This window comes from Staphylococcus kloosii (assembly GCF_032139365.1).
In the GTDB taxonomy this organism is placed as follows: Bacteria; Bacillota; Bacilli; order Staphylococcales; family Staphylococcaceae; genus Staphylococcus; species Staphylococcus kloosii_A.
This window is the reverse complement of sequence record NZ_JAVTDB010000076.1, coordinates 13,989-36,792: the sequence shown is the minus strand read 5'-3', so window position 1 is coordinate 36,792 and position 22,804 is coordinate 13,989. Positions and strand designations below refer to the sequence as shown.

At 32.7% G+C, this 22,804-nt stretch carries 21 protein-coding genes; 15 read left to right on the top strand and 6 right to left on the bottom strand.

The features are described from left to right. Positions 1 to 9: 9 nt before the first annotated feature. From RPL90_RS10350 to RPL90_RS10340, 3 genes are read left to right on the top strand one after another with little or no spacing between them, the layout of a single operon-like run. Positions 10 to 1,092 (top strand): ABC transporter ATP-binding protein, encoded by a 1,083-nt coding sequence (locus tag RPL90_RS10350; protein WP_313548890.1) that lies wholly within the window; start codon positions 10 to 12, stop codon positions 1,090 to 1,092. After that, positions 1,082 to 2,026, top strand: coding sequence for an ABC transporter ATP-binding protein (locus RPL90_RS10345; protein ID WP_313548883.1), 945 nt, complete (start codon positions 1,082 to 1,084; stop codon positions 2,024 to 2,026). Before RPL90_RS10350 ends, RPL90_RS10345 begins: the two co-directional genes overlap by 11 nt. Positions 2,027 to 2,044: 18 nt before the next feature. Beyond that, positions 2,045 to 3,703 (top strand): peptide ABC transporter substrate-binding protein, encoded by a 1,659-nt coding sequence (locus RPL90_RS10340; protein ID WP_313548877.1) that lies wholly within the window; start codon positions 2,045 to 2,047, stop codon positions 3,701 to 3,703. A gap of 222 nt (positions 3,704 to 3,925) precedes the next feature. Here the strand turns inward: RPL90_RS10340 and trpS are convergent, their stop codons facing one another. Then, positions 3,926 to 4,915 carry a tryptophan--tRNA ligase gene (trpS, locus tag RPL90_RS10335; protein WP_313548873.1) on the bottom strand — a complete coding sequence of 330 codons (990 nt, stop codon included), beginning with the start codon at positions 4,913 to 4,915 and terminating at the stop codon, positions 3,926 to 3,928. A 301-nt stretch (positions 4,916 to 5,216) separates the two neighbouring features. Here trpS and spxA point away from each other — a divergent pair, with 301 nt between their 5' ends. From spxA to pepF, 4 genes are all read left to right on the top strand, one after another. Beyond that, positions 5,217 to 5,612 (top strand): transcriptional regulator SpxA, encoded by a 396-nt coding sequence (gene spxA, locus RPL90_RS10330; RefSeq protein ID WP_021458876.1) that lies wholly within the window; start codon positions 5,217 to 5,219, stop codon positions 5,610 to 5,612. 289 nt (positions 5,613 to 5,901) lie between these two features. Next, complete coding sequence (mecA, locus tag RPL90_RS10325) at positions 5,902 to 6,618, top strand: adaptor protein MecA (RefSeq protein WP_313548864.1); 717 nt, start codon at positions 5,902 to 5,904, stop codon at positions 6,616 to 6,618. Between the two features lie 100 nt (positions 6,619 to 6,718). After that, entirely contained in the window at positions 6,719 to 7,690 is a 972-nt protein-coding gene (locus RPL90_RS10320) for a competence protein CoiA (protein ID WP_313548862.1), read from the top strand. A 48-nt stretch (positions 7,691 to 7,738) separates the two neighbouring features. Then, positions 7,739 to 9,547 carry an oligoendopeptidase F gene (gene pepF / locus RPL90_RS10315; protein WP_278675934.1) on the top strand — a complete coding sequence of 603 codons (1,809 nt, stop codon included), beginning with the start codon at positions 7,739 to 7,741 and terminating at the stop codon, positions 9,545 to 9,547. Between the two features lie 280 nt (positions 9,548 to 9,827). On the opposite strand, the gene yjbH is transcribed toward pepF, so the two are convergent. From yjbH to RPL90_RS10300, 3 genes are all read right to left on the bottom strand, one after another. Continuing rightward, the gene (gene yjbH, locus RPL90_RS10310) at positions 9,828 to 10,622 is read right to left on the bottom strand and encodes a protease adaptor protein YjbH (protein WP_313548855.1); all 795 of its coding nucleotides are present in this window, start codon (positions 10,620 to 10,622) and stop codon (positions 9,828 to 9,830) included. 16 nt (positions 10,623 to 10,638) lie between these two features. After that, the gene (locus RPL90_RS10305) at positions 10,639 to 11,010 is read right to left on the bottom strand and encodes a truncated hemoglobin YjbI (protein WP_313549190.1); all 372 of its coding nucleotides are present in this window, start codon (positions 11,008 to 11,010) and stop codon (positions 10,639 to 10,641) included. A 92-nt stretch (positions 11,011 to 11,102) separates the two neighbouring features. Then, complete coding sequence (locus RPL90_RS10300; protein WP_313548852.1) at positions 11,103 to 11,684, bottom strand: CYTH domain-containing protein; 582 nt, start codon at positions 11,682 to 11,684, stop codon at positions 11,103 to 11,105. 181 nt (positions 11,685 to 11,865) lie between these two features. On the opposite strand from RPL90_RS10300, the gene RPL90_RS10295 reads away from it, so the two are divergent. The 7 genes from RPL90_RS10295 (at position 11,866) to fabI (ending at position 18,779) form a co-directional block, all read left to right on the top strand. Next, positions 11,866 to 12,210 (top strand): UPF0738 family protein, encoded by a 345-nt coding sequence (locus RPL90_RS10295; protein WP_313548849.1) that lies wholly within the window; start codon positions 11,866 to 11,868, stop codon positions 12,208 to 12,210. Between the two features lie 19 nt (positions 12,211 to 12,229). Beyond that, positions 12,230 to 12,865 (top strand): GTP diphosphokinase, encoded by a 636-nt coding sequence (gene yjbM, locus RPL90_RS10290; protein ID WP_061855098.1) that lies wholly within the window; start codon positions 12,230 to 12,232, stop codon positions 12,863 to 12,865. A gap of 12 nt (positions 12,866 to 12,877) precedes the next feature. Next, complete coding sequence (locus RPL90_RS10285) at positions 12,878 to 13,687, top strand: NAD kinase (RefSeq protein WP_195715875.1); 810 nt, start codon at positions 12,878 to 12,880, stop codon at positions 13,685 to 13,687. Continuing rightward, positions 13,687 to 14,538 (top strand): RluA family pseudouridine synthase, encoded by an 852-nt coding sequence (locus tag RPL90_RS10280; protein WP_313548840.1) that lies wholly within the window; start codon positions 13,687 to 13,689, stop codon positions 14,536 to 14,538. The genes RPL90_RS10285 and RPL90_RS10280 overlap by 1 nt, the downstream gene beginning before the upstream one ends. Before the next feature lie 28 nt (positions 14,539 to 14,566). Further along, positions 14,567 to 15,952, top strand: a complete 1,386-nt coding sequence (mgtE, locus tag RPL90_RS10275; protein WP_313548835.1) for a magnesium transporter — start codon at positions 14,567 to 14,569, stop codon at positions 15,950 to 15,952. 9 nt (positions 15,953 to 15,961) lie between these two features. Further along, the gene (locus RPL90_RS10270) at positions 15,962 to 17,806 is read left to right on the top strand and encodes a monovalent cation:proton antiporter family protein (RefSeq protein ID WP_313548830.1); all 1,845 of its coding nucleotides are present in this window, start codon (positions 15,962 to 15,964) and stop codon (positions 17,804 to 17,806) included. Between the two features lie 202 nt (positions 17,807 to 18,008). Then, the gene (gene fabI / locus RPL90_RS10265) at positions 18,009 to 18,779 is read left to right on the top strand and encodes an enoyl-ACP reductase FabI (RefSeq protein WP_313548826.1); all 771 of its coding nucleotides are present in this window, start codon (positions 18,009 to 18,011) and stop codon (positions 18,777 to 18,779) included. 171 nt (positions 18,780 to 18,950) lie between these two features. On the opposite strand, the gene RPL90_RS10260 is transcribed toward fabI, so the two are convergent. After that, positions 18,951 to 19,226 carry a hypothetical protein gene (locus tag RPL90_RS10260; protein ID WP_313548822.1) on the bottom strand — a complete coding sequence of 92 codons (276 nt, stop codon included), beginning with the start codon at positions 19,224 to 19,226 and terminating at the stop codon, positions 18,951 to 18,953. Positions 19,227 to 19,738: 512 nt separating this feature from the next. Beyond that, positions 19,739 to 20,824 (bottom strand): lipoteichoic acid biosynthesis protein CozEa, encoded by a 1,086-nt coding sequence (cozEa, locus tag RPL90_RS10255; protein WP_313548817.1) that lies wholly within the window; start codon positions 20,822 to 20,824, stop codon positions 19,739 to 19,741. Positions 20,825 to 21,220: 396 nt separating this feature from the next. Here cozEa and RPL90_RS10250 point away from each other — a divergent pair, with 396 nt between their 5' ends. Further along, entirely contained in the window at positions 21,221 to 22,792 is a 1,572-nt protein-coding gene (locus tag RPL90_RS10250; protein WP_313548813.1) for an alanine/glycine:cation symporter family protein, read from the top strand. Positions 22,793 to 22,804: the final 12 nt, after the last annotated feature.

Genomic DNA, 22,804 nt, shown 5'->3' with positions numbered 1-22,804 from the left:
GCATTTATTATGTCAGAAAGAATATTAGAAGTGAGCGACTTGCATGTTTCCTTTGACATTGGCGCAGGGGAAGTGCAAGCAGTAAGAGGTGTAGATTTTTATTTAGACAAGGGAGAAACTTTAGCTATCGTAGGGGAATCTGGTTCTGGGAAATCAGTAACAACAAAGGCGATAACTAAATTATTCCAAGGAGACGCCGGGAGAATTAAAAAAGGTAAGATAGATTTTCTTGGCGAAGACTTAGCGAAAAAGAGTGAGCAAGAACTTATTAAATTGCGTGGTAAAGATATTTCGATGATTTTCCAAGATCCTATGACCTCATTAAATCCAACGATGAAAATTGGTAAACAAGTCATGGAACCACTGATGAAACATAGAAATTATACAAAATCTAAAGCTAAAAAAAGAGCACTTGAAATTTTGAATTTAGTTGGTTTACCTAATGCAGAACAACGATTTGGCGCTTATCCGCACCAATTCTCTGGTGGCCAAAGACAAAGAATTGTTATTGCAACAGCATTAGCTTGTGAACCTAAAATCCTTATTGCAGACGAACCGACGACAGCATTAGACGTAACAATGCAGGCGCAAATTTTAGACTTGATGAAAGAGTTACAAGATAAAATTGATACTTCAATCATCTTTATAACGCATGATTTAGGTGTAGTCGCAAATATTGCTGATAGAGTAGCCGTTATGTATGGTGGACAGATGGTCGAAACTGGCGATGCGAGTGAAATATTTTATGATCCTAAGCATCCTTATACTTGGGGACTATTATCATCAATGCCAGACTTAACAACTGGTGCTGATACAGAACTATTAGCTATACCAGGAACACCACCGGATCTATTACATCCGCCTAAAGGAGATGCATTCGCGCAACGTAGTAAATTTGCATTGGATGTTGATTTTAAAGAAACACCACCGTGGTTTAAAGTGTCACCTACACACTTTGTAAAATCTTGGCTTTTAGATGAACGTGCGCCACATGTTGACCCGCCTTTAATGGTACAGCAACGTTTGCGTAGCATGCCTAATAATTACGATAAGCCTCAACAGGTAGAAAGGGTGTCGTTCGATGGTCAATAATAATGAAACTTTATTAGCAGTTAAAAATCTTAAACAATATTTTAATGCAGGAAAGAAAAACGAAGTACGTGCAATTGAAAATATTTCATTTGATATTTATAAAGGTGAAACATTTGGATTAGTTGGCGAGTCAGGTTGTGGTAAATCAACGACTGGTAAAGCGATTATTAAATTAAATGATATTACGGATGGCGAAATTCTATATGAAGGCGTCGACATTCAAAAGATTAAAAATAGAAAAGATTTATTGAAATTTAATAAAAAAATTCAAATGATTTTCCAAGATCCATATGCATCATTAAATCCTAGATTAAAAGTCATGGATATAGTTGGCGAAGGTATCGACATTCATAAATTAGCTTCCTCTACGAGAGAAAGAAAAAAACGTGTTTATGACATGTTGGAAACAGTAGGTTTGAGTAAAGAACATGCGAATAGATACCCACACGAATTCTCAGGTGGCCAACGACAAAGAATCGGTATTGCTCGTGCATTAGCAGTAGAACCAGAATTTATAATTGCAGATGAACCGATTTCGGCTTTAGACGTATCAATTCAAGCGCAGGTTGTTAATTTATTATTAAAACTACAACGCGAACATGGTATTACGTTCTTGTTCATTGCCCATGATTTATCAATGGTGAAATATATTTCTGACAGAATTGCGGTAATGCACTTTGGGAAAATTGTTGAATTAGGACCTTCAGATGAGATATATCACAATCCATTACATCCTTATACGAAATCTTTATTATCAGCCATTCCACAACCAGATCCTGATTCAGAAAAAGAACGTAAAAGAATCGTTTATAAAGAAGATGCATCAAAAAATAATGAGCGTTCATTGCAAGAAATAACACCAGGACATTATGTGTTTGTTACTAACGACGAAGCGAACAATTTAACAGCGGCATATACGCAAACTCAACAATAAAGGGGAAGGGGGAGTTCGATGAAAAAATTCAAATTACCGATAATAATAATTGCATTTGTAACTTTTCTAGCAGGTTGTGGTAATGGAAACGGTATTTATTCAGACAAGGGACAAGTATATAGAAAAGTTATATCACAAGATATGGCATCTTTAGATACATCTCAAGTATCAGATAATGTATCTTTCACAATTTTCAACCAAGTCTTTGAAGGTTTATATACATTAGATAAAAATGATAAGGCAATACCAGGTGTTGCTAAAGAAATGCCCAAAAAATCAAATGGTGGTAAAACTCTAACAATTAAATTACGTAAAGATGCCAAATGGTCTAACGGTGAGCCACTTACTGCTCAAGATTTCGTTTATTCTTGGAGACGAGCTATAAATCCTAATACAGGTGCTGAATATGCTTACATAATGTATGATATTAAAAATGCTGAAGAAGTAAATATGGGTAAAAAGAAAGTTAAAGATTTAGGTGTTAAGGCAGTAGACGACCATACACTAAAAGTAGAATTGACTAAACCGATACCTTATATTGATGAGTTATTATCGTTTGGTATATTTATGCCCGTTAATAAACATGCGGTAGAAAAATACGGTGAACAATATGGTACAAAAGCTGATAAAACAGTTTATAATGGTCCATTCAAAATAAAAGATTGGAGAGTTGAAGATAAAATCCAACTTGTAAAAAACAATGATTATTGGGACAAGAAACACGTCCGTTTAGATCGAGTAAACTATAAAATTCTTAAAGACCAACAAGCAGGTGCCTCACTATTTGAAACAGGTTCTACAGATGATACTGGTATTACAGCTGATCAAGTAGATAAATATAAAGGTAAGCCCGCACTTACGAAACGTTTATTGGCAAGTACATTCTTCATTAAACTAAATCAAAAAGAAATACCAGCATTTAAAAATAAACAAATGCGTTTAGCGATTTCACAAGCAATTGATAAGCAAGGTTATGTTGATAGCGTTAAAAATGATGGTTCAGCACCATTTGATGGTTTCACTTCTAAATTAACTGCGACAACGCCAGATGGTAAAGACTTTGCTGACACAATTAAGTCACCATTAAGTTATAATCCTAAAGCAGCTAAGACGAATCTTGAAAAAGCTAAAAAAGATTTAGGTATCAAAAATCTAACCTTTACACTTAATACTGAAGATACGCCAGATTCAAAAATTTCGGCTGAGTATATTAAATCTCAAATTGAAAAGAATTTACCTGGTGTAACGATGAAAATTAAACAGTTACCGTTTAAACAAAGGGTAACAAGAGAACAGTCAGGCAACTACGAAGCATCATTATCAGGTTGGGGACCTGACTACCCAGACCCATTAACATTCTTAGATACAATGACAACTGGTAATTCTCAAAATAATACTGGTTGGAGTAGTAAAGAATATGACAAATTAACTAAAGAAGCGAATGGCCCGTTATTGAAAAAGCCAAAAGAACGTAACGCGGCAATGAAAAAAGCTGAAGAGTTACTTTTACATGAAGCACCAATCGCTCCTATATATCAAAAAGGTGAAGCCCATTTAACTAATCCACAAGTTAAAGGTATTCATTACCATCAATTTGGTGGCGATTATACACTCAAAGATGCTTACATTGATAAAAGCATCGATAGAAAAACAGGCAAAAAGAAAAAAGATAAATAACTAAAATAACCCTTCGAGAATTTTCTCGAAGGGTTTTTAAATTAAAAAAGGGGTTTTGGACATATCATATTGTCTTCAGGCTCTACCTTTATATTGGCAGTAGATGACTGAATTAAAAATGCGCTTGCATCAAGCTGCTTTCAACGCTAGTCATCTTTGCCGAGGCGGGGCTACAACATCTTCTTATAAACATAAGATTTTTGTCCCGCTCCCTCATGTTTGTTATCTTTTGCGCCCTAAACCCATTGCTTTTTCCATTTTCTTTAATGTTTTGAATGAAGCCTTATGTGCTTTGTCTCTACCATCATCTAATATATCGTCTAATTTATCTGAATGATAATAGTCATTATATCTTTCTTGGAAAGCTGTAAGGAATTCTTTGACGACTTCTGCTAAATCGGCTTTGAATGTACCATAATTTGAATCTTTATATTTTGCGACTAATTCGTCTATAGATTCATCAGTTAAACTGGAGTAAATAGATAATAAGTTCGTAATGCCAGGTTTTTGTTCACGGTCAAACTTAATCACACCATCAGAGTCTGTGACTGCACTTTTAATTTTCTTAGCTGCAACATTAGGTTCGTCTAATAATGAAATGAAGTTTTTCTGGTTATCATCACTTTTACTCATTTTTTTAGTTGGGTCTTGTAAACTCATTACACGACCGCCAACTTTTGGCATACGTATTTCAGGCTTAATAAGGATATCATTATAACGACTATTAAAGCGATCCACCAAATTACGTGTTAATTCCATATGTTGTTTTTGGTCTTCACCGACAGGCACAATATTCGTATTGTAAATTACAATATCAGCAGCCATAAGTGGTGGATATGTAAGTAATCCTGCTGGGACACCGTCAACTTGCTTTTGTGATTTATCTTTAAATTGAGTCATGCGTTCTAGCTCACCTATAGATGCAATTGTCGTTAACATCCAACTTGCTTGTACATGTGCAGGAACTTCAGATTGAATAAATAGCGTTGATTTTTCAGGATCAATACCTGAGGCTAAATAGATTGCTGCGAGTTGTCGAATTTGCTTACGTAGTTTTAAACGATCTTGAGGTACCGTAATGGCATGTTGATCAACGATACAAAAATAACAATTATAGTCATCTTGTACTTCGCTAAATTGCTTTAATGCACCGATATAATTTCCTATTGTTGGTATACCACTAGGTTGGATACCTGAAAAAAGAGTTTCCATTAATGATGCCTACTTTCTATTTTTTCTAATTTATTATACATTATAACAGTATTTCAATCATTTGTAAGTTATGTTACACTTAATACATAGTGTTTCTACGTGTAAATTAGACAAAGAAATTTTACTAATTTCTAAAAAAATTTAGAAATTAAAGAAATTCTCATTTAATTTTAATCTTAGGGCATTATAATATAGTTATGTAAGGTTAAGATATAAATTTTAACTCGTTTTCAGCTAAATCTTAATCATATAAATAATTTAAACAATGAATTTTATTCATGATAATAGGAGAGTGAGATGTATGGTAACATTATTTACTTCACCAAGTTGCACATCTTGCCGTAAAGCGAAAGCATGGTTACAAGAACATGACATTCCGTATACGGAGCGTAACATTTTTTCTGAACACTTAACAATTGATGAAATTAAACAAATTTTAAAAATGACTGAAGATGGTACAGATGAAATTATCTCTACACGTTCTAAAACTTACCAAAAATTAAACGTGGATATTGATGCACTTCCACTTCAAGACTTATATGCAATTATTCAAGATAATCCTGGATTATTACGTCGTCCAATTATTTTAGACGACAAACGTTTACAGGTTGGTTATAATGAAGACGAAATCAGAAGATTCTTGCCAAGAAAAGTCCGTACTTTCCAATTGCAAGAAGCGCAACGTCTGGTTGATTAATTTTAATATATAATAAGGAGTCATAAGACAACGTTTGATGATTTTAATCTTTAATTCGTAGTTTTATGGCTTTTATTGTATAGTTTGAAATATAAATCACTTATATAACGTAACTAATTGTAACAGCACCGGGATGATGAGTGCTGTTTTTTTGGTATATTTTGGGGTATATGTTAATATAAGGAATCGATAGAAAATAGTAAAAATTAATCAAACAAATTTATTGTAATTCTTACTACGTTCTACTACAATATGATTACTATTCATCGACTGTAAGGAGTGAGATGATATGAGAATAGAGCGTGTTGACGATACAACAGTTAAATTATTTATTACGTATAGTGACATAGAAGCTAGAGGTTTTAAACGCGAAGATTTATGGACTAATCGTAAGCGTGGAGAAGAATTTTTTTGGAATATGATGGAAGAAGTTAATGAAGAAGAAGACTTTGTCGTAGAGGGTCCTTTATGGATTCAAGTTCATGCTTTTGAAAAAGGCGTAGAAGTTACAATTTCTAAATCTAAGAATGAAGATTTAATGAATATGTCAGAAGAAGAAGCCAATGAACAAATGGACTATCAAGTTAGTGATATCTTATCACAAACATTTGACCAAGAAGAAAGTCTAGAAGACCTATTAGAACAAAAAAGTGAAGCCTCAAGCGATGATAGTAAAAAACAAAATGAGTCTAAGCGACAAAATATACGCACAGTTATAGTGAAATTTAATGACTTAGAGGAAGTTATTAGTTATGCTTATCATAACAATATCAATGTATCAGAGTTTGAAGACTTACTATTCAGTCTTAATAATGAATATTATTATGCAATATACTTTGATAAGTCAGTAGACCAAGAAGTTATCAACGATAGTTATAGCCAATTATTAGAATTTGCTTCTCCTACAGATAAATCTGAAGTGTATTTAAATGATTATGCTAAGGTTATTATGAGTCATAACGTGACTTCTCAAGTACGTCGTTATTTCCCTGATACAGTACAATAAATTGATATAAACACGTAGAAGAGCCAAATATTTGGCTCTTTTTTTATCTTTATAAAGTAATGGTGCCAATAACCACGTGTAACATTAAGAGGTGATGATTGTGTTATACGGTAAGACGAAACGAGGCACTATCGAACATGCCACTAATGCCACGAAAGATCGTAATTATTATTGCCCGTTATGTTATCAAAAATTAATGCTCAAGCAAGGAAAATATAAAAGGGCTCATTTTGCGCACCGTAAAATCAGTTGTGCGTATAAAGAAGAGTCGTATGTACATTATCAGGCTAAATATAGTTTAGGACGGGCTATTAAAGATTTAGGTATGGCCGTTCAAATTGAACCTTATTTAAAAGCATGTCATCAAATTCCTGACATTTTAATAAATAATAAAATCATTTTAGAAATTCAATGTTCTCCGATTACAGTAACACAGTTACAAACTAGAACAGATGACTATAATAAGTTAGGTTATATCGTCATATGGGTTATAGACGATACGTTTAAAGATAAAAGTGTGATATCACTTAATGCATTTCAATCCGCTTGTATCAATCCATATAAATCTCAACTATTTTTATGGAATGCTCAAAAACATGCTTTATATTGTTTTAACAATATCATTGCTATTGGTGGTAATAAATTTATTGCTGAAAAAAAGGGCGATGGCTTAACTCAAATATTTCAACCTAACTATATGAGAAAAGTAACTTATAAATTAAGTAGTGCGTATGGAATGAAATTTTTAACTCAATGTAGAAAAAAGCGTTCAGTATTAGAACCAAATCTCAGCGTAATGTATAATTTGAAACTAAGTGATCAATGGGTTTGTGAAAACTTAAATATTATTTTCTCTGAACAACTATTTTTGAAAACACACCCTATAAGTTGGCAATTACAACTATATAAATTGTTAAAATTAAATATCTACTCCTACGAAAAATTTACAAGTGTGATCAAATTTAGGCAGTTTGCAGATACAAATATTGATTATAAAAGCGAAGTTAATAATCTTGTACAACAATTTAAACGACAGTTTGTTAATTTTAGCAGTAATGACGTGCAAAAATAGCAATGTCATGAGAAAATTAATATAATTCGCTATTAGGAGGTTTACTTTATGAGTCAACAATTAACGAGAGAAGAACAAGAGCGTAAATATCCTGAATATACATGGGATTTAACTACAATATTTGAATCTGATGAAGCTTTTGAAGAAGCTTTTAAAGAAGTAGAATCTTATTTAGGACAAGAAGAACAATTTAAAGGACACTTGGGAGATAGTGCCGAAACACTTTATCAAGCTTTAGCATTAGAAGATGAAGCAGAAGCTAAACTTGAAAAAGTGTACGTATACGCTCATTTAAAACAAGACCAAGATACAGCAAACGATAAATATACAGGATTTGAAGCGAGAGCGCATCAACTAATCATTAAATTTAGTTCAAGTTGGAGTTTTTTAGTGCCAGAAATTTTACAAATAGATGAGGCTACGATAAAACAGTTTATTAGTGAAAATGACAAGTTAAAACGTTACGAATTTGATTTACAACTAATAAATGAAAACAGACCGCATGTACTATCTGCAGATAAAGAAAAGATGTTAACTGAAGCACAAGATGCTTTATCAACGCCAGATAATGTTTATGGTATGTTTAGTAATGCCGATTTAGAATTCGAAGATGCCGTCGACAGTGAAGGTAATCGTCATCCACTTACGCAAGGTACATTTATTAAATGTTTAGAGTCAGATGATCGCGTATTGAGAAAATCAGCATTTGATAATTTTTATAAGCAATATGGTGCATACAACAACACGTTAAGTGCGACATTAGCAGGTGAAGTTAAGAAAAATATTTTTAATGCGCGTACACATAATTTCAAAACTGCAAGAGAAGCAGCATTAAGTCGTAATCATATCCCAGAACAAGTGTATGATAATTTGGTAAAAACGGTTCATAAATATTTACCGTTATTACATCGTTACACTGAATTACGTAAAGAACTCTTAGGTTTAGATGACATGAAAATGTATGATCTATATACGCCACTTGTGAAAAACGTGAAGTTTGAAATGCCATATGAAGAGGCTAAACAATGGATGATAAAAGCATTACAACCTATGGGAGAAACTTATATGAATGTAGTCAATGAAGGTCTAAATAATGGCTGGGTTGACGTTTATGAAAATAAAGGCAAACGTTCAGGTGGTTATTCTTCTGGCGGACATTTAACAAATCCATTTATTTTACTTAACTGGTCTGATACAGTTTCAGATTTATATACTTTAGTACATGAATTTGGACATTCAGCACACAGTTATTTCAGTCGTCAAAATCAACCTTCTAATCTTAGTGATTATACAATATTTGTTGCTGAAGTAGCTTCTACTTGTAACGAAGCATTGTTAAGTGACTATATGGACAAACATTTAGACGATGAACGTCGCTTATTATTGTTAAACCAAGAATTAGAACGTTTTAGAGCTACTTTATTCCGTCAAACAATGTTTGCAGAATTTGAACATAAAATTCATGCTATTGAAGAAGCAGGAGAACCATTAACTGCTAACCGCATGAATGAAGAATATGCAAAATTAAATAAACAATATTTTGGCGATGCAGTGGAAACTGATGAGAATATTAGCAAAGAATGGTCAAGAATTCCTCACTTCTATATGAATTATTATGTGTATCAATATGCAACAGGTTATAGTGCAGCACAAAGTTTAAGCCATCAAATTTTGACAGAAGGGCAACCTGCAGTGGATCGTTATATCAATGAATTCTTGAAAAAAGGTAGCTCAGATTATCCAATAGAAATACTAAAAAATGCTGGGGTAGACATGACAACTCCTGAACCAATTGAACAGGCATGTGAAGTCTTTGAACAAAAATTAGACGCTTTTGAAAAACTTATGAAAGCTTAACATGAATGTATTCGTTTACAATTTGACGAGTTTATGACAAATAAAATTTATTGGAATTTTTAGGTTGAAAAGGGTATATGGGCGTGTTATATTAAGTACATGAAATTAATCACATAACAAACATACCCCTTTGTTTGAAGTGAAAAATTTCTCCCATCCCCTTTGTTTAGCGCCGTGTAATCAGACACGGCGTTTTTTTGTATAAATATAAAAAATGGGAGCGGGACAACACTTCTTATAAAAATAAGATTGTTGTCTCGCTCCATTTATTTATGCACTACTACTTTTCATTTTTAGATCTCCAAAAATTTCCTTCTGGTGCACTTAATTTTTCAATTTTTTGTTGAATTGCTAACTTTTTCAATTCCTTATTTAATACCTTTTCAGGCCATTCATATATCGTTAATAATTCTTCTTTAGTTACGAGTTGTTGTTGTTCAATATATGTTTCTAAACTTGGTGGCAATTCTTTTTCTATCGACGTGCCCATAAGTTCATTGATGATATAAGTGTATATATGGTATGGGTATAAACCTTCGACTTTTAATCCTTCTTCTTGTACATCTTCATTAAAGAATACTAGAGAAGGGGCTTCTTCAATATCCATCTCTCTTGCAATATGCAAATCTACTTGTAAACTTTCTTTAATCGATGCGTTATGCAAGTCTTCTTTAAACACGTCTTTATCTAATCCTGCATTACAGATACAATTATTAACCATAGATTCAGTTATTATATCTTTTTTAGGAATAATTTCATTTTGCAGTAAATGAATAAATCGTTCTGCACGAATCCTACCTTGTAATTCTGCTGCTTTGTATGCTAAAGCAATATTATCTAAATCAGAACTACTCTGCGCTTGGCATTTGGTCAGTATGCGTAAAGAAGGATTTAATATATGGCGTATGCGGATATATTGTTTGTATTCTAAACGCAATTTAGATAGTATAGCTGAAAGCTTAAAGCATTCTTGACTAAATGGGTCAAAGAAAGAATAAATTTCAATTTTGCTTACAGGTGAAAGATTAGCATCTTCACGACTATTCGCTTGTATGAGTCTTAATTCTTGAGTCATGTCATTTCACCTACAATTAATTTTCAGAGTTTACCATGTGATTGGCTGTTAACCGTAAACGTTCATATAAGTAATCACCGACGCCTGCTGGTAGTTGCGCGTTTGTTATTGCTTGGTGCATATTTTCTAACCATGCATCACGTTCGAAGTGTGTAATGGTAAATTCTAAATGGCGTCTTTTAAGCATAGGATGACCATGTTCTTGCGTGTAAAGATTAGGACCTCCAAGAAATTGTGTTAAAAATTGTTTTTGCTTACGACTTGTTTCACTTAAATTCGTTGGGAATAGATGATTTATTCTCGTATCTTGCGCAACGAGAGCATAAAAGTTATCTATAAGGTCGTATAATGCTTCTGCACCAATTACTTCATAAGGTGTTTGTGTCATTTTTTTCATCACCATACTCAATTTATATATATAATAATATAACACGAATATTGACATTTGGAAGTAATTCGACTTCTGTACGTATAGTGAAATTAATTAGATATTTGGGACTTACGATCGAAGAAACGTTGTACTTTATTCGCAGGTTGTTCATAGACTATGCCAAAGTTTTCCAAAATAGCATTGAACTTTGCTAAACCTGAATCATAGTCAACGACTTCAAATTCTAATTCGTAGTCTTCTGTGTCTAAATAAGTGCTTTTATCTAATACGATTAAATCTTGACCATCAGGTGTTTCTAAACGTTCTGTAGTTAAATCGCCCAATATAACTAATGCAGTCAAATCGATATTTAATTTTTTGAGTTGACTTTCGATATCATTAGGTAAGTCATCCAAAGTAAGCCGATAGTTCATTTCAGGATTAATCGTCGTATCAAAGTTGTATTCAAGTAATCCGACGTCGGCAGGTACTTTTAATGTCATTTCATTTCCACCGTCTTTAACACGAATACGTAATGCACTTTTATGTGACTTTAATTGAAAATCTGGAGTGTCAATATAGTAATTCGTTTGTGTGAAGGGTTCTTTACTTGGAAAATAGTGTTGTGCAAATTGATTATATTGCTTTGCCGTTAATAGTTGCTTGAATTCAATTTCGTTATTTGTGGCCATTGTTGTCACTCCTTTACTAATATTATGCAAAATTTACTTTTAATTTAAAAGCAATACTCATTAAAATATGATAAATTTTAATGTCAAAATAGTTGCTAAAAGTTATAATATAGAATGGTCATGTCACGTGTTATGTCGTGGAAAATTATGTTAAACTAAGTAGGAATAAGGAGGAGCAAGCATGCGAATTTATGTTAATGAAATTAAGATAACAGAAGATAGTATAAATTGTTATACAGAAGAATCTACAGAAGGGTTAGTAGAAGCAGGTCAAATGCTTGTTGATAGTGATAACTATGCCTTCGCGTATATACTAGATGATGGGCAATCATACTCATATTTGATTTTTGTTCAAGAAACATGGTCAATGATACATGAAAACAAAGATAAGAAAATTATAGTTAATGACAATATAGAATTAAAAGAATTTAATAATGAACTAACTTACATATTAGATAATATAGAGGGTAATTCAAACTATGGTAAGGAGTTTGTTGCTAAAGTAGAAGAAATATTTGAATTATAGTGAAGCGGAGTGAAGCACGATGAATCAATGGGACCAATTTTTATCTCCATACAAACAAGCCGTAGATGAATTAAAAATTAAGCTAAAGGGGTTACGGAAGCAATATGAAGTAGGAGAAAATGCTTCACCGATAGAATTCGTCACAGGTAGAGTTAAACCGATGACGAGCATTATCGATAAGGCAAACAAACGTAACATTCCTTTTGATCGCTTGCATGAAGAAATGTATGACATTGCAGGTCTTAGAATGATGTGTCAATTTGTTGATGACATTGATATTGTCGTTAATTTATTACGACAAAGAGAAGACTTTAGAGTCATAGAAGAAAGAGACTATATTAGTAATACTAAACAAAGTGGATATCGCTCTTATCACGTAATAATTGAATATCCAATTGAAACATTAGCAGGGAAGAAAAATATTTTAGCAGAAATACAAATACGCACTTTAGCGATGAATTTTTGGGCAACAATAGAACACACTTTAAGGTATAAATACGATGGAGATTACCCACCAGAAATACAACATAGGCTAGAGCGAGCTGCCGAAGCGGCATACCTGTTAGATGAAGAAATGTCCGAAATTAAAGAAGAGATACAAGAAGCTCAAAAATATTACTCAAAAAAAAGAGCTAAGAAGCACAATAATGACTAGTGGGGTGTAAGCATGCGTTATACAATTTTGTCTAAAGGGGATTCAAAATCAAACGCTTTAAAGCATAAGATGATTAATCATATGAAAGACTTTCAAATGGTGGAAGATCCTGAAAATCCAGAAATAGTAATTTCTGTAGGTGGAGATGGTACGCTATTACAAGCTTTTCATCAATACAGTCATATGTTATCTCGTTGTGCTTTTGTAGGTGTACACACTGGTCATTTAGGTTTCTATGCCGATTGGCTACCACATGAAGTTGAAAAATTAATTATTGAGATTAATAACTCTCAGTTCCAAGTTATTGAATACCCACTTTTAGAATTGATTGTACGCTATAATGACAATGGTTATGAAACCCGATATTTAGCTTTGAATGAAGCAACGATGAAAACAGAAAATGGTTCTACACTTGTTGTGGACGTTAATATTAGAGGTAAACAATTTGAACGTTTTAGAGGTGATGGGTTATGTGTGTCCACGCCATCTGGATCTACGGCGTATAACAAAGCGTTGGGCGGCGCGTTAATACATCCATCTCTAGAAGCAATGCAAATAGCTGAAATTGCGTCGATTAATAATAGAGTCTTCAGAACGGTTGGATCACCACTTGTCTTACCTAAACACCATACTTGTTTAATCACTCCGGTAAATCATGACACGATTTTAACTACAATTGATCATGTGAGTATTAAACATAAAAATGTTAATGCGATTCAATTTAGAGTAGCAAATGAAAAAGTTCGCTTTGCTCGATTTAGACCATTTCCTTTTTGGAAAAGAGTTCATGATTCATTTATCTCAAGTGGAGACGATGAATAGTGCACTTTCTTTATAATATTCAAGGTGAAGAATCGGTTAAAGCCTTTTTGCAACGTCATTCATATTCAAAAACAACAATGAGCGCCATTAAAAATAATGGCGCTTTACTAGTTAATGGTCGTCAAGTTACTGTTCGTGCTGTGATGTATAGGGGTGACCAATTAAAAGTACAATTACCCAAAGAAATTCCGAGTAAAAATATCGCGCCATTTGATGCACCATTAAATATTTTGTTTGAAGATGATTTTTTAATTATTGTAGCCAAACCTGCGCATCAAAATATCGCGCCATCTAAAGAACATCCACATGAAAGTTTATTGGAACAAGTATACGCATATACTTGGCAGAACAATGAGGTTATACCGCATGTCGTTACTAGATTAGATAGAAATACTTCAGGTATAGTTATTTTTACAAAACACGGATTTATCCATCATTTAATGTCACAACGATCAATCGACAAACGTTATTTATGTATTTGTCATGGTAATGTACAAAGTAGTGACGTTATTGAAGCGCCTATTGCACGTGATCCATCAAGCATTATTCAACGACTAGTTTCACCTAATGGTAAATACGCTCGCACAAGTTATACGTCATTAAAGCAAAAAAATGGGTATAGTTTATGTGAAGTTAAATTAATGACGGGAAGAACGCATCAAATTAGAGTTCATTTCCAACATATCGGGCATTCACTTGTAGGTGACGATTTATACGGTAGTACACGTAAAGATATGCAACGTCAATTATTACAGTGCTATCAAGTTGCGTTCCTACATCCTATCACGAATGAGCAAATAAATATTGTTGATAAAGATACGTCGATGATGACAATTTTTGATATGCTATAATTTAAAATAAAGCGCGGAGGTGAGACATATGTATAACGAAAATGAGTCAGTAAAATTAGATGATGAAACAGTTTATGATCAAGAATTACTTGATAAATTATTATTAGATAATGAGATAGATAAATTTAGAACCGAATTTTTATCTATGCATACATATGAACAAAGTGAGTACTTTGAGGATAGTAGCGATGATATAAGGCAACGTATTTTTGAAGTCTTATCTCCTGAAGAAGTAGCAGATTTCTTTGATCAATTAGAAATTGATGAAGAAGCATACGAAGATTTATTTGATACGATGAATGCTACTTATGCTAGTAAAGTATTAGAAGAAATGTCTTATGACAACGCAGTAGATATAATGAATCAGTTGTCTAAACAAAAGTTAGTTAGTTTATTAACTTTAATGAATAAACAAGACGCGAAAGAAATTAAAGCGTTATTACATTATGACGAAGACACTGCTGGTGGTATTATGACCACTGAGTACATATCTTTAAAGGCGACAATGCCAGTTAAAGAAGCTTTGATTCAAGTAAAAGATCAAGCACCAGATGCGGAGACAATTTATGTTATTTTCGCAGTTAATGATGATAAAAAGTTAATAGGCGTCTTATCTTTAAGAGACTTAATTATTGCTGAAAATGATGCTTATATTGAAGATATAATGAGTGAACGTGTTATTAGTTCTAATGTCGCAGAGGACCAAGAAGATGTAGCGCAAAGAATGAGAGACTATGATTTAATCGCAATGCCGGTATTAGATTATCAAGATCATCTACTAGGTATTATTACGATTGATGATATTTTAGACGTAATGGACGAAGAAGCGAGTGAAGACTACTCTCGTTTAGCCGGTGTTTCTGACGTCGATGCAACGAATGATTCTGTTTTAAAAACTGCTACAAAGCGTTTACCATGGCTAATTATTTTAACTTTCCTTGGTATGATAACGGCGTCCATTTTAGGCTCATTTGAAGATACATTATCTCAAGTAGCGCTTTTAGCTGCATTTATCCCGATTATAAGTGGGATGTCTGGTAACTCAGGGACGCAATCATTAGCAGTTTCTGTACGTAATATTTCTACAGGTGAAATTGATGAAAAAAGCAAATTTAAAATTGCTATAAGAGAAGCAGGTAGTGGTATGTTAAGTGGCTTTGTATGTGCATTGATATTAATATTAATCATTATCATTATATATAGACAACCATTTTTAGCATTTATCGTCGGTTTGAGTTTAACGATTGCAATGACGGTAGGAACACTAGTTGGTTCGGTTATACCATTGGTAATGAATAAATTAAATATTGACCCAGCGGTTGCAAGTGGTCCATTTATCACAACGATAAATGATATTGTAAGTATGCTGATTTATTTTGGTTTAGCGACATCATTTATGACTTATTTAACTTAAGGAGGCAACATGGAGTTTTTATCACTCGTTATCGTTGTATTAGCAGCATTTTTTACACCGATCCTTGTAAATAGACTTAGAATTAATTTTATCCCCGTGGTTGTTGCCGAAATCGTCATGGGTATCATTATAGGTCATTCATTTTTAAATTTAGTTGAGAAAGACTCAATGTTAAAAATACTATCAACGTTAGGCTTTATCTTTTTAATGTTTTTAAGTGGTTTAGAAATTGATTTTAAAGCTTTTAAAAAGAAGTCAACTAACAACAACAGTAATGACTCAGACACACAAAAGATGCCTGGCCATTTCCAATTAGCTATTACGGTATTTGCTTTAATTATGATTGTATCAGTAATTTTAGCTTACTTATTCAAATGGTTTGGACTTATCGATGATGTATTATTAATGGTTATTATTATTTCTACCATATCGTTAGGCGTTGTCGTGCCAACGTTAAAAGAAATGAATATAATGAGAACGACTATAGGACAATTTATATTATTAGTAGCCGTTTTAGCAGATTTAGTAACGATGATATTATTAACTGCATACGGCGCTCTTCATGCCACAGGTAGTGGCTCATTATGGCTAATCGGTATTTTAGTTATATTTGCCATTATATTTTATTTCCTTGGCGGTATATTTAAACGCGCAAGATTTTTACAAAAGTTGATGGACGGTACGACGCAAATCGGTATTAGAGCCGTCTTTGCACTTATTATTTTATTAGTGGCACTTGCAGAAGGTGTAGGTGCAGAAAATATTTTAGGTGCTTTTATCGCTGGCGTAATTGTTTCGTTATTGGGACCTGATGAAGACTTAGTCGATAAGTTAGATTCGTTTGGTTACGGTTTTTTCATCCCTATCTTTTTCATTATGGTAGGTGTTGACCTTAATATCCCATCGTTAATTAAAGAGCCATCAATATTAGTGATCATTCCAATTTTACTTATTGCATTTTTAATATCAAAATTACTTCCAGTATTTTATATTCGACGATGGTTTGATCAGAAGACGACGATTTCTTCAGCATTTCTTTTAACATCGACATTATCGCTTGTTATTGCTTCAGCTAAAATCGCTGAACAATTACATACGATAACACCTGAAATATCTGGAATTTTAATTTTAAGTGCAGTGATTGCATGTTTAATTGTGCCAATTATTTTTAAAAAATTGTTCCCGATACCAGATGAAGTAACGAAACGTATCGAAGTGAGCATGATTGGTAAAAATCAGCTAACAATACCAATTGCACAAAATCTTGCTTCTAATTTATATCAAGTATCACTTTATTATAGAACTGATTTAAGTGATCAACGTAAATTGGCAGATGAGATTTCAATGATTGAAATTGCTGATTATGAGCCTGAAATGTTAGATAGACTTGGCTTATTTAAACGAAATATCGTAGTTTGTTCTACTAATGATGATGAAATCAATAGAAAAGTTGCTTTAATGGCTAAGGAGAAAGGTGTCGAGCGTGTTATTTGTCGTTTAGAATCTAGTTCTGAAGATGCTGAATTACATGATCAAGGTATTGAAGTATTTAGTAGTTACATGAGCAATAAAATTTTACTAAAAGGACTTATTGAGACACCTAACATGCTTAACTTATTAAGTAACGTAGAAACATCATTATATGAAATTGCGATGTTAAATCATCAATATGATCAAATTCAATTACGTAATTTCCCATTCGATGGTGACATTATTTTCGTACGAATTATTAGAAATAACGAATCTATTGTGCCACATGGTGATACGCAATTACGTTATCGTGATAGATTAATCGTTACAGGTTCTAAAGAATATGTGGATGAATTAAAACGCGAATTAGAATTATATTATTAAAAAGGTTACTATTTGGATGTTTGTTATTCATACAAACATCCAAATTATTTTGTCTTTCTTATAATAAAGAATTGTTCATTCTTTCATAGCAATGTTAAAATATATAGTGTTATAATTAAGCATTTAATTATGAGTAATAGCAAAGGTACTTATAAAAATAGTAGTTGCTATATAAAAATAATAATTAAAAGGAGTTCATCTCATGATTAGTTTAGAAAACAAAACTTTTGTCATTATGGGTATTGCAAATAAACGTAGTATTGGTTTCGGCGTAGCAAAAGTTTTAGACAGTTTAGGTGCAAATTTAATTTTTACTTATCGTAAAGAGCGTAGTAAAAAAGAATTAGAAAAATTAGTAGAGCAATTAGATCAAAAAGAACGACATATGTATCAAATTGATGTACAAAATGATGAAGACGTAGTTAACGGTTTTGCTAAAATTGGTGAAGAAGTAGGTAACATCGATGGTGTTTATCACTCAATCGCTTTTGGTAATGTTGAAGACTTACGTGGACGTTTTTCAGATACATCAAGAGACGGCTTTTTATTAGCGCAAGACATTAGCTCATATTCATTAACAATCGTAGGTAGAGAAGCTAAAAAGTTAATGCCAGAAGGTGGTAGTATCGTGGCTACGACTTATATTGGTGGTGAATATGCCGTTCAAAACTACAACGTAATGGGTGTTGCAAAAGCGAGTTTAGAAGCAAACGTACGTTACTTAGCTGCTGACTTAGGCGCTGATAACATTCGAGTTAACGCTATTTCAGCAGGCCCAATACGTACTTTAAGTGCGAAAGGTGTTGGCGGTTTTAATACTATCTTGAAAGAGATTGAAGAACGTGCACCGTTAAAAAGAAATGTAGACCAAGAAGAAGTAGGTAAAACAGCAGCTTATTTATTAAGTGATTTCTCAAGTGGTGTAACTGGCGAAAACATCCACGTTGATAGTGGTTTCCACGCAATCAAATAATAAAATCAAAACGAGTTTGATACAGAAATATTATAGAAAGTAAAAATACAGTGGAAATTCATTAGTAAAATTAAATTTCCACTGTATTTCATTTTTAAAGTTTTTATGGTAGCTCTTAGAGCTACCATTTTTCTTATATTTGTTGTCATCAAGACTATTCCAAGTTCGCGTTTAACATTGGATTTCCCCCGTAATGACATATCTTATTTCATCATAAGTACAATTTTGAGTGTTAAATTCATTTTCTTTATATTGCTGCGTTTGTTCTTTTAAATACATAGTGTATATTATGAGTGGTGTTCGATTAAAAGAATCTAATACATTTTTATAGTTTTCTTCACTACCATAACTAGCATCTACAGCAATGTACGCAGGTAAATCAAAATAGTTATTTGTGATGTTATTTAAAAATAGGATTAAAGTTCTAATATCTGTAGAATTCTTCATTAGGTATAGACACTACAATTTGATTCACACAATGTGCAATATCATTTTCTGGAATCAATACTTCAATATCTAGTGGTAGAGCTATTTGAGACATATTGTTATCTCTATACATAAGGCAACTCGTTAATTTGGTTTTTGTCATGATTAATTAAATTATACGAGCGTACTTTTTTGTATAAAACTTTAAATTTGTAACGATTTTGTAAGGTGCTGTCGCCTGAGGGAATCGTATGAGTGAGAGACTACAGGCTCGAGCCATACTATCCTAAATTAAGGCAAGCATGCACGACAAAATCGTATATTATCAAAAATAACACCTCGTTTTTACTGAATAAATCAGTAGAATGAGGTGTTATTTAATTTTGAGTTAGAAGTTATGTCTCAAACTCTATATTTTTTTGAAATATCAAGCTTAAATGTAAAGTTTATTTTAAACCTATTAATTTACTCAAAAAGAAAAAGCAGATAACTACTTAAATTCAAAGTAGTCATCTGCTTTATTTTAATTACGACTAATCCACAACATTGCTATTAGCTTTATCGACGATTTTCTGACGATAGTTAAAGACATTACGTACAATACATTTAATCACTGCGTATAATGGCACAGCTACTAATATGAGTGCGAATCCGCCAAGGTTACCTGCAGCTAGTATTACTACGATAATTGTTAGTGGGTGAATGTTTAATGATTTACCCATAACATTTGGCGTAATAACGTTACCTTCTAATTGTTGTGCAATCAATGTAATAATACAAACCCAAATAAATGAACTTGGTCCTTGGATAATTGAAATAATTGCAGCTGGCGTAAAGGCCATCCATGGCCCTAGGAATGGAATCATGTTAGCTACAATTGCAAACATTACTAGTAGTAATGTATATTTTAATCCAACGATAGAGTAACCGATGTACAGAATAAGTCCTAGAATTAAACTTACTGTTACTTGACCTTGTATATAAGATTTTAAAGTTTCATTTAAATCTTTTAATAAATCTACAGCAAATACTTTTCTATCACCTTTAAATAATCTTGCGATAAAAGGAATGAAACGTTCATGGTCTTTCAACATATAAATTAAGAAGAAAGGAACCATGATGAGTAAGAATAAAGTTGAAATAAATGACGTAATATAACTTAATGAATTTGATAAAATACCAGTGACATTATCGCCCATTGATTTCACGACTTTATTAATTCTTTCCGTGACATCACTTGGTAATCGCTCCATTTGGCTTAATGCATAGTTGATTAGATTTTGGACTTCATGTTGTAACGATGGAATTTGTTGGATTAAGTTATTAATTTGATCAACTATAAGTGGTCCGACGATTCCAACGACAATACCAATAATAATGATAAGGCCGATGAAAATAATCAATATACTGCCCCATCTAGGAACATTATTTTTTTCTAAGATTTTTTGAAATGGTAAACAAATATAAAATAAAAATCCACTAAGTATAAAAGGGATTAGTACGGATTGCATGATAATTAAGAATGGTAAGAAAATGACATGCACTTCCATAATTAATTTGATGATTAGAAACAGTATGATTAAACCTATACCTGTTCTAAACCACACCTTATTTAGCATAAATGGTGCCTCCTAAAAATTTACTATAGCTAAGTATATCTTATATACATTGTTAACAAAAGTCGAAAATCAATAAAGATTAAAATAAAATTTTTATTTGAAAATACATAACTATTAATCACAGCAATCGACAACTTAGTATTGAAAATGAATGAATTTTTTTAACAATTTCCCTAAATATAGTAATTTAATGCATAAAATTGTTAAGTGAATCAATTGTTGTAATTTTAATTTTTATATATCAAGAGTGTGGCAAAATTATAACATAAATAGGATATAAATTATAAAATTCATTATAAAAAATATAACTTTATAAATACATTGTGCGGATTATAGTTTGTGTGTATAATAATAAAAAATATGTCATAAGGGATATATAATAAAGGGGATGAAGTTATGTTAGAGAATTTCGTAACTTGGTTAAATAATATTGTATGGAGTAAAGCACTTGTTTATGGCTTATTACTTACAGGGATACTCTTTTCACTAATGATGCGTTTTTTCCAAGTCAGACACTTTAAAGAAATGATTCGTTTAATGTTTCAAGGGGAGAAATCACCAACTGGTATATCTAGTTTCCAAGCAATTGCATTGTCATTAGCAGGTCGTGTTGGAACAGGTAACATTGTTGGTGTTTCAACGGCAATATATATTGGTGGTCCTGGTGCTATTTTCTGGATGTGGGCTACTGCATTTCTAGGTGCCAGTAGTGCATTTATCGAATCTACGTTGGGACAAATTTTCAAACGTGAAGAAAAAGGAGAATATCGTGGTGGACCTGCATTCTATATTGAATATGGGATTAAAGGTAAAGTTGGTAAAATTTACGGCTTAATTTTCGCGATTGTTACTATAATTTCAGTGGGCTTGCTTCTACCAGGTGTGCAGTCAAATGCCATTGCAAGTTCTATGAAAAACGCTTTTAGTTTAAACCCTTGGATCATTGCGATTGGTTTAGCTGTGTTATTAGCTTTAATTATATTCGGTGGTATTAAATCAATTGCAAATGCGGCAACAGCTATCGTTCCATTTATGGCTATCGCATACATACTAATGGCGGTTATCATTATTTTTATAAATGTTGATCAAGTTCCAGCATTGTTCGCACTGATCTTTAAATCTGCATTTGGGATGGAAGCAGCATTTGGAGGTATTGTTGGTGCGATGATAGAAATTGGAGTTAAACGTGGCCTTTATTCTAATGAAGCTGGTCAAGGTACGGGGCCACACGCGGCTTCTGCGGCAGAGGTATCACATCCAGCTAAACAAGGTCTAGTTCAAGCATTCTCTGTTTATGTTGATACATTATTTGTGTGTACGGCAACTGGGCTGATTATTTTATTATCCGGTACATATAATGTTACTGATGGTGGCACTACGAGTAGTGGTGGACCTAGATTAATAGAAAATAATGGTATATTCCAGCCTATGTCTGATGGTGGTAAAGATTACACAGGTACAGCCATGTACGCGCAAGCGGGTATTGATAAAGCGTTCCAGGGAAGTAATTTCCATTTTGATCCAAACTTCTCAGGTATTGGTTCTTACTTTATTGCGATAGCGTTATTCTTCTTTGCCTTTACAACTATACTAGCTTATTACTATATATCTGAAACTAACATTAGTTATTTAACACGCAATCAAAGCAATACTGTCACACAAATTTGGATAAATATTACGCGAATTGTCTTGATTGCTGCCACAGTATTTGGTGCGGTTAAAACAGCAGAAGCTGCATGGGGCATGGGGGATTTAGGTGTAGGTTTAATGGCTTGGTTAAATATTATAGCTATTTGGATATTGCATAAGCCAGCTATCAGCGCCTTAAAAGACTATGAAATCCAGAAGAAAAAATTGGGCAGTGGTAAAGAAGCAATTTATAAACCAGACGCTAAAAAATTACCTAACGCAGTATTTTGGCTTCACGATTATCCAAATCGTTTAAAAAAGGAAAGCAATCAAAAATAGAATATTTTAAAT